This window comes from Rhizobium mongolense USDA 1844, from assembly GCF_000419765.1.
Lineage (GTDB): Bacteria > Pseudomonadota > Alphaproteobacteria > Rhizobiales > Rhizobiaceae > Rhizobium > Rhizobium mongolense.
Genome location: NZ_ATTQ01000003.1, coordinates 256,069 through 268,188 on the forward strand (window position 1 = coordinate 256,069; position 12,120 = coordinate 268,188).

A 12,120-nucleotide genomic window follows, 5' to 3' on the forward strand; every position below is an offset into this window, starting at 1 on the left:
GAGGTCTTTCTTCAATGGAGGTTTTGGACGGCGTCCTGGCCAAGTAACGCCAGCAGCCGATGGAGATCGGCGGCGCTGTTCATGGTGCGGACGAGCGAGGGAATGTCGGTGAAGGAGGGATGGCCGGCAGTCGCTTCGCGGAATTTTGTCGTCGGATCGGTCACGCCGGGAAGACCATCGAAACGGCGGGTGATCGTGGTGCCGTCGCGCAGTGCAACATCAAGGATCACGAAGCGGGTTTTGGGATCGCTCGACATGCGCGGCGCACTGTCGTCATGGCGGCGGCTGGCACGCTCGGCAAGCGCCATCAGGCGCGGCTCGACCGGCCGTTCGTCGAAATGATCTATCCGGAGCGCGCCGTCGATCAGCGCGGCGGCAAACACGTATTCCGGACTGAAGCGCGCCTCGATGCCGTTATTCGGCTTCGTCACGACCAGCGCTGCATCGGCGCCTGGCGGATAGGTGAAGGTGATGTGCTCGATTGCATCCGCCGCAAGCTCCTCGCGATTAAGCTCGATTCCGAGCGATGCAACCGGATGGCTGGCGGTACAGCAAGGATAGGCCTTTAGCGTCAGCCCCGGCGCCACGATCTGCCAAGGCGCGCCCCAGTTCTCCGTCACGGCTTGCAGCCGATCGACGCCGAAGGAGTAAGCCGAATGGAAACCGACCGGATTGTCGAGAAAGTCCGGCGCACCTCCGAAACCGGCGGCTGCCAGCCGCGCCGATAACAGCCCGGAACGAGCTGCCATGCCGGCATGGTAGGGCTTGGCGTCATAACCGAACTGCAGCCGAAGGCCGGATGATTGCGTCGCCGCAAGACCAAGTGCGATGGTGGTTTCCTCTACCGAGGCACGCGTCAGATGGGTGATTGCAGCCGTCGCGCCGACGGTACCAAGCGTTGCCGTCGCATGAAAGCCGTTTTCGTAATGCTTCGAACCCAGCGACAAACCAAGGCGCGCCATTGCCTCAAGCCCGACGACATAGGACGCCAGTAGCGCCTCGGCGGCAAAATCACGTTCGGCGGCGAGCCCCAGCAGGGCCGGAATGATCACCGTCGTGGGATGGCCGCGCACGCTGGCATGCACGTCATCGTAGTCGAGCACATGGCCGGCATAGCCGTTGACGACGGCCGCGACCAGCGGATCGGTGCGGCGCGTACTGCCGACTAGGATCGCGTCACCTGGCAGTGTGGCGCCGACGGCGTCGGCAAGAAGGTCGGTCGTGCGGTCACCGGCGCCTGCGATCGTGCAGGCGAGAAAATCGATGATCGCCGTGCGTGCCGCACCCATCGCGGCAGCATCCTTCGTCGGATCCGACGTGATGATCGCCTGGGCAAAGGCATGGGTCAGCGGGGCGCCTACGGTCGTCATTTCTAGATACCTTCTCCGTTGCGCACCGAACCGCGTCTTCCGGAAAGCCCGCCGACGAATTGGCGGATGCGGGGATTGTCGGAAGTATCGAAAATCTGCTCGGGTGAGCCGTGGTCGACGATGCGGCCATTCTCGGTAAACACGACGGTGTCACTGATCTCCTCGGCAAAGCGCATTTCATGCGTCACGAGAATGCTGGTCATGCCGTCGCGGATGAGGTCGCGGATCACCCACAATACTTCGCCGACCGTCTCCGGGTCGAGGGCCGAGGTGACTTCGTCGAATAATACCAGTTCCGGCTTCATCGCCAGCGCCCGGGCGATCGCCACGCGCTGCTGCTGGCCACCGGACAGCTGACCTGGATAGGAACCGGCTTTCTCCGAAAGGCGCACCTTATCGAGCAGTTCGCGGGCGAGTTTCTCCGCCTCGCCACGCTCGACGCCGAGAATCCGGGTCGGCGCCAGCACGATATTGTCCAGCACCGTCAGATGCGGAAAGAGATTGTATTGCTGGAAGACGATGCCGACGCGCTTGCGCAGCGCAATGCGCTCGCTCTCCTTGGTCAACTGGTCGACGCGGGTACCGTTGACCGTGATGCAGCCGCTTTGCGGCGTCACCAGCGCGTTGATGCAGCGAAGGATCGTTGATTTGCCCGAGCCGGACGGGCCGATGATGGAGACCGCATCGCCCTTGTTGACGGTCAGGTCGATGCCCTTCAGCACCTCAGTCTGGCCGAAGGACAGGTGCACGTCTTCCAGTCGGACGATCGCGTTGTTACTGAATGTGTTCATCTAAAATCCTCAGGCCGCGTTGAACCGCCGTTCCAGGCGGCGGGTCAGGTTGGCGATCGGGTAGCAAAGCGTGAAGAAGGCGGCCATCACGACGATATAGGCGATGATCGTGAAATCGAGCCGGCGTACTGCCGTGCTGGCATCGGTGGCCGCATGCAGCAGTTCGTGCACGCCCACCAGCGAGGCGAGCGCAGTGCCCATGGTGATCGAGGCGAGCACATTCATCCATGGTGGGAGAGCGCGCCGCAGGCACTGCGGCAGGACGACCCAGCGCAGCGCCTGTACGCGTGAAAAACCCAACCCCTGCGCCGCCTCCCATTGCGTGGTCGGAACAGAGAGGATGGCGCCGCGCGTGATCTCGGCCACATAGGCGCTCGCCGGAATGGCAAGGCCGATCACGGCCTTCACCCAGTCAGGGAAGGCCAGGTAGTTGCCGAAGATGACGATCTCAAAGGGAAAGATGTAGGTCGTACCAAAGATCAGCACGAGATGCGGGGCATTGCGGAAGACCTGCACATAGACGACGACCGGATAGCGTATCAGCCGGTAGGACACGAGTTCCAGGATGCCGAACATGGTACCCACGACGGTCCCGAGTGCCATCGCGGAAAGGCTGATGACGATGTTCATCGCAAAGCCGGAGGCGAGATAGGGAACCCACTCCACCAGTTCGCGCCCGAGCGTCAGGTCGGCCAGCGACCAGACGAGGACGACGAGCGGCAGCGCCACGAAGCCGATGGTGCGCAGAAAATCGCTGCCCTTGAGCGGTTCAAGAAGTGTTGCTGTCGTCACAAACCATATCCCGGAACGGCGAGCTTGCGCTCCGCCCAAAGGCCGACGCGGGCGACGACCAGATTGATAAGGCTGAAGAAGGCGAGGATGACGATCATCATCGACACGACATTGTCGCGTTGCGTCCACACCATGATCGAGGCATAAGTGATCTCGCTTACGGCGATCGCATTGCCCACCGTCGTCAGCTTCACGAGATTGATAAAATTGTTGACGATTGCCGGCAAAGAGGCCCGCAAGGCCAGTGGCACCTCGACGTATCGCAAAATCTGCAGCTGGCTGAAGCCGATGCCCCGCGCTGCCTCCACCGTGGAGGCTGGCACCGCCTCGATACCGGCGCGGATTGCCTCCGCATGCAGGGCGGCGATATGCAGGCCGACCACCGCGACCACCCAGAAGAAAGGTGACAGCGGATTATTCTGCGCCCCGCCAACGAGGTTGGAGACGAACGTGTTGAGGACCAGAAAGCTAAACATTAACTGCACCAGCGTCGGCGTGTTGCGGGTGATCTCCACGAAGGCCCTGACCGGCGCCGAAAGCCACGGCCTCCCAGACGTCAGGCAAGCAGCAAACAGCAGACCGAAGATCAGGCTGACCGGGATAAGCAGGACGACAAGATAGAGCGTGGTCATGAAGCCGTCACGCCAGATCTGCGCCTCATATCCCGTCGCCAGAAACTCGTAGTTCAGGCCGAGCCTGCCAGTCAGGCTGACGAACAGGTCAATCAGGTTCGTGTCCTGCATGTCGTTCTACCGGTTTCTCTCCAGTTCACTTGCTGGCGGAGAGCACTTTGTTCTGCTGCTGCAGGTATTCGATGTTGGGGAGGCGATTGACCTTAGCGAACTCCAGGAGCTTGCCCGACGCGTGTAGCTTCTTGACGCCGGCGTCTAGGGCAGCCTGCGTGTTCTTCTCGCCCTTGCGCAACCAGATCACCGAATCCGATGGGATCAGCTCGGTGGGGAAGGGAATGGCATAGTCCTTCCATTCTTCCGATCGATCCTGCAGCAGCAGGCCGACGGTCGCGCCGACATGCACGGCCGCAACGCAATTGCCGCCTTGCAGTGCGAGGAGCGATTCCGGTTGGCTCGGCAGCGCCTTCACCACCGCGCCGTAATCTTCCATCAGAGGCTGCGTGTAGTTGGAGCCCTGCGACACGCAGACCGGCTTGCCCTTCAGGTCCACCCAGTCCCTCAGACCGCTGTCCTTGCGCACCACGGCGGCGCCACCGCTGCGGTCATAGGGCGTTGGTACGTAGTCGAGAATCTTGGCACGGTCCTCGGTGTACTGCATGTTGGCGATGAGGATGTCGACCTTGCCCTGCTGCAGGAACTGCACGCGGTTCGGCGGCGTCACCGTGACGGTCTCCAGTTTGACGCCGAGGTCGTCGGCCAGCGCCTGCGCGATGTCCAGGTTGAAACCCTTCTGCGCCTGGGTCTTAGGGTCGATATAGCCGAATGGCGCACCGGATAGGATCACGCCGACGGTCAGCGTGCCGCGGCCCTTGATGCGGTCCAGCGTGGCATCCGCAGACGCCTGCGTCGACATTAGTGCGGAGATTGAGAGAGCAAGTCTGAAGAGTAATTTTGTGAGATTGGTGGACGACATTCTGGGACTCCTTTATTCGATCAAGAACCTAGTGGAGCCCCTCCTTTGCCACGAGCAATCGCATCCTCTCTTCAAAGTGAGAGCGAAACTGCTATCCTGTAATATGCTAAATCCATAGAAAATATGTTGCGAGCAGGTTAATGTCACTTTCAATTGTAACACCGCACTCACAGCCAGTACCTTCTTCATGGGTATCGCGGGTCTTACGGCCGCGATTGGCTTTGGAGGAAGCGGAAGAACACTTCAGTCGAGCATAGAGTAGATCACCTCCAGCGGGTGAGGTAGCGACCTACCATCGATCATTTTTGCCTGGCACCGGCACGAATATCCTGTGGCCATGACGACCTTGTCTTCTGATGCTTCAGCTACAGCTGTCGCCCAGCTCATGGCGTAAAGCTGCTCCGAGGTGCCGCGGTTGCGGACTTCGTGGCCAAAGGTCCCGGCCATTCCGCAACATCCTACATTTTCTACATGCACACTTGCGCCAAGAGCCTGAAAAACCTCCTTCCACTGGTTTGAGGCGGACGGAAGGTTGCTACGCTCGGTACAATGAGGAAGGAGGCTGTATTTGCGTGACGGGGATGGAATAGGTTTAATCGATAGCCTGCTCAAGTTCTCTGCAAGCCATTCTTGCGGAAGAAGAACGGTCGCCTTGCGACCACTCGCCCATATTCCGTGATACTCGCTGCGGTAAACAAGCGTCATTGAGGGATCCAACCCCACCAGGGCAACGCCGGCGTCTGCTAGGGCTCGGAGGTAACGTTCCGTTTTTGCGGCAGCTTTCTCGAAACGACCGAGGTACCCATGAACGTGTAATGCTTTACCATTGTGATGGGATGCGGCGAGATACGGGATCAAGCCCAGCTTACGAGCAACGCGAATGGCTGCAATCGGTACGTTTGGTTCGAAATGGGATGTGAAGCTGTCGAAAACAAATACGACAACCCGATCCTTTTCATCTGGCGATAGCTTCTCGATCTCTCTCGCGTGAGCGATCTCGACACCCAACCGGCGGATTTCCTTTGAAAATGAGGGCCACGGTAGAAGTGGAAGCGCCGTCAACCCAATCGCTCGCATCAGCCGCTTGCCAGGCGATGTGCCGGCGACGAGATTGTAGAGCGGACGGATCCGCGCCATCAAAGGGAGGGTGGTTTCGATACCGGAAACCACAGAGTCCTTTAATGGACGCAAGTAACGGCCATAATACAGCTCCAGAAACTTAGAGCGGAACGCCGGCACACTGACCTTCACGGGACACTGCCCGGCACAAGCCTTGCACGCAAGGCAGGTGTCCATTGCTTCTCGCACCTCGTGGGAAAAGTCGTTGCGGTTTCTCGGGTTAAGGCTGTTTATAACCCGTGCCGTCAGGCTCAAGAGTGGGTGTCGCAGGCGCAGACGTACGGACTCTCTGCGTGGATCAATGCCCTTCTCGCCAAGCAGTCGCAGCCATTCCCGCATAAGCATGGCGCGCCCTTTTGGCGAGTATCGCCGATCGCGGGTCGCCTTGTAGGAAGGACACATGGGGCTCGTCTCGTCGAAGTCGAAACAAGCGCCATTGCCGTTGCAATAGGCGGCATTGTCGAAGGCTGCGCGTATTTCGTTACCGATTATGCGATCGAAAGCGCCCCTTAAAGGCACTTCATCGATCTTGAGCAGTGACGCGGTGGACGGCGCGGCGATCTTGCCCGGGTTGAGGCGATTGTTCGGATCGAAAGCCCGTTTGATGTCTTGGAGGCAAGGATAAAGGTCGCCGAAGAATTCCGGCACATATTCCGAGCGCACGCCCTTACCGTGCTCGCCCCACAGAACGCCGCCGTGTTTGCGCGTGAGCGCCACTACGGCGTCGCTGATGTGGCGCAGCAAAGGTACGTGATCGTCACGGGTCAAGTCGAGTGCCGGCCGTACGTGCAGCACCCCTGCGTCGACATGACCGAACATCCCGTAGGAGAGGCCCGCCCCGTCAAGCAGCGCGCGAAATTCACGGATATAGGCAGCCAAATTCTCGGGCGGGACCGCTGTATCCTCGACGAAGGCGACAGGACGGACGGGGCCGTCCACATTGCCGAGCAATCCGACAGCGCGCTTGCGCATATTCCATATCGCCTCGACGTCGGCATGTCCGCGGGCCACAGTATAGCTGAGGCGGTTGGTATCCAGTCCCTCATCGAGCACCGCCGTGACCGCGGCAAGCTTTCCTTGGAGTTCGACCTCATCGTCAGCCAGCACCTCGACGAGATTGATGCCGTTGGCAACTGGGTTCTCAGGGAAGAACCGGGCTATGTCGGTCCAGACGATATCGTTCTTTGCAAGCCCCAGCACCTTCTCGTCGATCGTCTCGACAGAGGCGACATTGAGGCCGCTTAGGGTGCGAGCGTCTTCCAGAGCGGCGTTGAAGTCGCTGTAACGGATATTGACGAGGGCAGCCTGCGCCGGGATCGGCAGAAGATTGACTTCTGCCTCGGCGATCATGGCAAGGGTGCCTTCCGAGCCGCACAGAACGGCGTTCAAATCGAAGCGGCCGTCGGCGCGACGGATATGAGCGAGATCGTAGCCTGTCATGTAGCGATTGAGGTTGGGAAAAACCTCCTCTATGCGATCGCGCTTCTCTCGTGCGATGCGCTCAACCGTCCTGTGAACGTCGCCGATTCGGTCACCCCTCGCCAGGGTCTTGGCAAGCGCTTCTTCGTCCATCGGACGCGACCACCAGTCGGAGCCGTCCATGAGCACGATACGAAGCCCAAGCACGTGATTCGAGGTCTTGCCGTAAAGACACGACCCTTGGCCGCAGGCGTCGGTCGAAACCATGCCGCCGATTGTGGCCCGGTTCGAGGTTGAAAGCTCCGGCGCGAAGAACAATCCGTGTGGCTTCAAGGCTCGATTCAACTGGTCCTTGACAACACCTGACTGAACTCGGGCGACCTTTCTCGCCTGATCAATTTCCAGGATCCGGTTCATGTACCGTGAGCAGTCCACCGCGATACCGGAGGTGAGCGACTGGCCGTTCGTCCCCGTGCCGCCCCCACGCGGGGCGATGGTGAGATCCGCGAAACGGGGATCGGAAAGCGCTTTTGCAATCTTCTTCAGGTCGTCGGCATCTCGTGGAAACAGAATTGCTGTCGGGGTTACCTGGTAGATAGAATTGTCAGTCGCGAAGACAGAGCGCGACATTGCGCGCTGTTCCACGTCGCCATTGAACCCGACTTCGCAAAGCCTCTCGACGAAGCCCGGCGGCAACTGTTTTCCAAAAGCGGAATGGAGACGCGGTATCATGAGTTTATACGCAGCCCGAACCAGGCAATGACATCAGTTCTGCAAAGCAGAGCAAGCTTGCTTGATACGATTGAGTGCTTCCATCAATTCGGCTTCCGAAGTCGCATACGAAATCCGAAAATAGGGAGAGAGGCCAAAGGCCGAGCCAGGAACGACCGCGACGTGGGCCTCTTCTAGAAGATAGTCGGTGAAGTCATGATCGGCTTTAATCTTCTTCCCTTTCGGTGTCAGTTTGCCCAAAACGCCGGCGCAACTGGAAAAAGTATAGAAAGCACCCTCAGGAGTACGGCAATCCAACCCGTCGATTTCGTTCAGGCGCTCGACAACAAGATCGCGACGACGACGGAAGCTCTCCTGTCTCTCCATCAGAAACGTCTGGGGGCCGTTCAGAGCCTCAACCGAGGCAGCCTGGCTGACCGAACAGGGGCAGGACGTCGCTTGGCTCTGGATCACCGCCATCGCTTTGATCAAGGGCTTCGGGCCACCCGCATAACCGATGCGCCAGCCCGTCATCGCGTAGGCTTTCGATACACCGTTGATCGTCAAGGTGCGATCCTTCAGTCGAGGCTCGATCGCGACAGGTGTCGCAAATGCGAAATCGTCGTAGACGATGTGCTCGTACATGTCGTCGACCATCAACCAGACATGCGGATGACGGATCAAAACATCCAGGAGAGGGCGGTAATCTTCGGCGGTGTAGGCAGCGCCCGATGGATTGGACGGCGAGTTAAGAAGAATCCAGCGGGTTTTTGATGTGATTGCCTTTTCCAGCTGTTCGGCCTGGAGACGGAAGTTGGCCTTGGCGTCGCACGGGATAAGGACTGACACACCACCGCAGATCTCGACGATGTCGGAATAGGAAGTCCAGTAAGGCGTCGGAATGATCACTTCGTCGCCGGGATCGAGCGTCGCCATAAAGGCGTTGAAGAGGATCTGCTTGGCGCCTGTCGCAACCGTAACCTCGTCGATATCGTAGTCGATGCCGTTTTCCCGTCTGAACTTTTCGACGATCGCCTTCTTCAGGGCTGGCGTGCCGTCCAGAGCGGTGTATTTCGTTTCACCAGCGTCGATGGCGGCCTTAGCCGCCTCCTTGACGTTCTCCGGCGTATCGAAATCAGGCTCGCCGGCCCCCAGCACTATGACCGGCAGACCATCGCGCTTCATTGCAGCGGCGCGTGCGCCGATCTGGAGAATCTTCGAAACGCCAACCGAGGCGATCCGTGAAGCCGGTTTGAAGCCCGCTTCTTCGATTTTTGTTGAGATCGTCATGAAACGCGCCCTTCCTATTCGATGTCAAAAGAAACGCCCTGTGCCAGGGGCAGCGACTTCGAATAGTTGATCGTGTTCGTCGTACGGCGCATGTAGGCTCTCCAGGCGTCGGAGCCGGATTCACGGCCGCCTCCCGTTTCCTTTTCGCCACCGAACGCACCGCCGATCTCTGCACCCGACGTGCCGATGTTCACGTTGGCGATACCACAATCGGAGCCATCGGCAGCTACGAATCGCTCGGCTTCCCTCATGTCCAGGGTGAAGATCGAGGAAGACAAGCCCGCACCCACCGCATTGTGATCGGCGATGACCGCATCGAAATCGCTGTATCTCATGACGTACAGAATAGGTGCGAAGGTCTCTTCCAGAACCGGGCCTTCATGCTTGGGCATTTCAACGAGCGCCGGCTTGACGTAGAATGCCAGATCGTGACCGACATCCACACGTTGCCCACCCAAAACGGTGCCTCCGTGCTCCTTGGCTTCAACAAGTGCCTTCTGCATGTTTTCAAAAGCGATTTTGTCGATCAGCGGTCCGACCAACGCCGTCGACTGCAGCGGATCCCCAACAGAGACGCTCTCATAGGCCTTTTTCAGGCGCGGTACGAGCTGATCATAGATGCTTTCATGGACGAACAGGCGACGCAATGTCGTGCACCGCTGGCCAGCCGTGCCCATCGCGCCAAAGGCGATGGCTCGAAGCGCCATGTCGAGATCAGCTGACGGGCATACGATGCCGCCGTTGTTGCCGCCAAGTTCCAAGATGGCGCGAGCGAAACGCTTGGCCAGCCGCGGGCCGACGTCGCGGCCCATGCGAGTGGAACCCGTCGCTGACACGAGCGGAACCTTCGGATGATCAACGAGCACTTCACCGATCGCTCGATTGCCGATCAGAACCTGCGAGAGGCCTTCGGGAGCCTCGCCATAACGCTTGAGGGCGCGTTCGAGAATCGCCTGCGACGCCAATGCCGTAAGCAGCGACTTCTCCGATGGTTTCCACACGATGCTGTTGCCGCAGACCAAAGCCAATGCTGCGTTCCAGGCCCAAACGGCGACCGGGAAATTGAAAGCGGAAATGATGCCGATGACACCGAGGGGATGCCAGGTTTCCATCATACGGTGGCCCGGGCGCTCGGTCGCAATTGTGAGACCGTAAAGCTGGCGGGAAAGGCCGACAGCGAAATCGCAGATGTCGATCATTTCCTGCACTTCGCCCAATCCCTCGGAAGGAATTTTGCCTGCTTCGATCGAAACGAGGCGGCCCAGATCCGTTTTGGCGGCGCGTAGTTCCTCGCCGAGGAGACGAACAAGTTCGCCACGCTTCGGAGCCGGCACGAGGCGCCACGTCAGGAAGGCTTCGTGAGCCTGTTCGATCACCTCGGTCGCCTCTGCCGAACTCATCGCTTTCAGCTTGCCCGTTTGTTGGCCGGTAATCGGAGAGAAGGCAACGATGTCGCCTTCGCTGTAACGTGATCTTGCCACGCCGAGGCGGTCGAGTATCGCGGCGGCTTCTTCAGTAACGGAAACAGTCTTTACGGAAACGTTCATTTTGGGACTCCAGGTCGGCTTCTGGTTGCGCGATTTCTGTGACGGGTCACTCGGCGGCCGGACGAATTTTCAGTTGCGAGATGCAGGCATCCAGTGAAGCTTTCTCAATTCCCGCATAATGATCAAATTCGTTCAGCACTTGCGCACCGAGGTCTGCTTCGAAGCGCTTTTGATTTGGACTCGCCACGAATTCCTGCTGAGCGCCGTCGCCAAGATTCGACTGGAAAATGCCGGCTGCGCTGACGGGAAGGAAATCCTCGTAGACGATGGGATCAAACTGGATCAGGCCGTCTGCAATGAGGGATTCTATGCTTGCACCCGGCAGCACAAGGCCTTTCATCGCTTTTTCCGTAAGCGAGTAACTGAAATACCCTAGCCCATCGGCGCGGATGGCCGCCCAGTTGTCGGGGAACGCATGAAAAGCTTGCGCAAGCGCCGCTTCGTAGGCCTTGGCATTCGAGCCATCCGCAGCCGGACGCACAACCTTGCGGGACTGGTCGAGAAGCTTGTCGTAAAGACCCCTGCCTTTTGGGGTAAGGGCAATGCCCCGCTGTTCGATCTCGCCGAAGCGCGCCGTATGGGAGCCGGCTTTCCACCCTCCCCGACCGTCCTCAAATGACACCTTTTCTTCAAGTGCCTTAAAAGAGGTCTGGCGAAGCAGGACCGGGCAGTCGCGCGTCGGCGGTCCTTCAACGACCGCTTTCGGGGAAATCCCGTATTCGGGCATGAGCGCCTGCACTTGGTCGATATCAAGCGTGCGAGGCGTGAGGTGGTTGATGTGTGGTCCCTTGAACGAAACGACATCGGCAATCAGGCGATGGGCATCGTGCAGACGATGATACATGTCGGCATCGACTATAGCTTTGTCATGCCAGCGGAATGTCTCCAACACTTCCGCAACGAAACGATCCGCATCCTCTTTGCACAGCCCACCTTCTACTTCCGCCTTTTTGGTCAGCTCGACTGCGCCCATGGTGAAAATCTGCCGCTTGGCGAGAATGTCGGCCACTTCTTTGCGCAAGGCCTCGTCCGCGATAAGGTCGAGGCGAAGCAAAGACGAAAAGACCCGAAAAGGGTTGCGCTTAAGCGCTTCCTCGCCGACCGGTCGAAACGCAGTTGAATGGACGGGCACGCCTGCCGTGGATAGATCGTAGTAGCCAACCGGATACATACCCATGACCGCAAAGACGCGCCGCATCATCGCAAGCTCGTCCGCCGTTCCCAAGCGGATTGCGCCGTGACGCTCCTCAGATATTCGATCAAGATTGTCTGTCGCTTCAAGGCGAGCTCTAAGTTCGGGCTTGGCGGCAAGTGCTTCCTTGTTAACCCGGGCCACAAGATCCATCAGAGTTCCGTAAGCAGGGACCTCCGTGCGATACATGGCCGACATCGCTCCAGAAAACGCGGCGCGGATGTCGCTCGACGTGACATGCTTCGACATTGTTTTAGACCTTTGAAGAGTTTGTGACTTGATGC

Annotated in this window: 9 protein-coding genes; all 9 read right to left on the bottom strand. The window is 59.0% G+C overall.

Annotated elements, in window-relative coordinates:
- Positions 1-11 precede the first annotated feature (11 nt).
- The 9 genes from A3C3_RS0106965 to hglS all read right to left on the bottom strand — a co-directional run bounded on the left by A3C3_RS0106965 (position 12) and on the right by hglS (position 12,085).
- Positions 12-1,370, bottom strand: coding sequence for an MmgE/PrpD family protein (locus A3C3_RS0106965; RefSeq protein WP_022713884.1), 1,359 nt, complete (start codon positions 1,368-1,370; stop codon positions 12-14).
- Positions 1,371-1,372: 2 nt separating this feature from the next.
- Positions 1,373-2,161 (bottom strand): amino acid ABC transporter ATP-binding protein, encoded by a 789-nt coding sequence (locus A3C3_RS0106970; protein ID WP_022713885.1) that lies wholly within the window; start codon positions 2,159-2,161, stop codon positions 1,373-1,375.
- A gap of 9 nt (positions 2,162-2,170) precedes the next feature.
- Complete coding sequence (locus tag A3C3_RS0106975; protein WP_210309137.1) at positions 2,171-2,908, bottom strand: amino acid ABC transporter permease; 738 nt, start codon at positions 2,906-2,908, stop codon at positions 2,171-2,173.
- Between the two features lie 41 nt (positions 2,909-2,949).
- A complete protein-coding gene (locus tag A3C3_RS0106980) occupies positions 2,950-3,696 on the bottom strand; it encodes an amino acid ABC transporter permease (RefSeq protein WP_022713887.1) in 747 nt (248 codons plus the stop codon).
- Positions 3,697-3,721: 25 nt separating this feature from the next.
- A complete protein-coding gene (locus A3C3_RS0106985; RefSeq protein WP_022713888.1) occupies positions 3,722-4,558 on the bottom strand; it encodes a transporter substrate-binding domain-containing protein in 837 nt (278 codons plus the stop codon).
- Between the two features lie 243 nt (positions 4,559-4,801).
- A complete protein-coding gene (gene ydiJ / locus A3C3_RS0106990) occupies positions 4,802-7,828 on the bottom strand; it encodes a D-2-hydroxyglutarate dehydrogenase YdiJ (protein ID WP_028739458.1) in 3,027 nt (1,008 codons plus the stop codon).
- A 33-nt stretch (positions 7,829-7,861) separates the two neighbouring features.
- A complete protein-coding gene (locus tag A3C3_RS0106995; protein WP_022713890.1) occupies positions 7,862-9,097 on the bottom strand; it encodes a pyridoxal phosphate-dependent aminotransferase in 1,236 nt (411 codons plus the stop codon).
- 14 nt (positions 9,098-9,111) lie between these two features.
- Complete coding sequence (amaB, locus tag A3C3_RS0107000; RefSeq protein ID WP_022713891.1) at positions 9,112-10,644, bottom strand: L-piperidine-6-carboxylate dehydrogenase; 1,533 nt, start codon at positions 10,642-10,644, stop codon at positions 9,112-9,114.
- A 46-nt stretch (positions 10,645-10,690) separates the two neighbouring features.
- Entirely contained in the window at positions 10,691-12,085 is a 1,395-nt protein-coding gene (hglS, locus tag A3C3_RS0107005; protein ID WP_022713892.1) for a 2-oxoadipate dioxygenase/decarboxylase HglS, read from the bottom strand.
- Between the last annotated feature and the right edge of the window lie 35 nt (positions 12,086-12,120).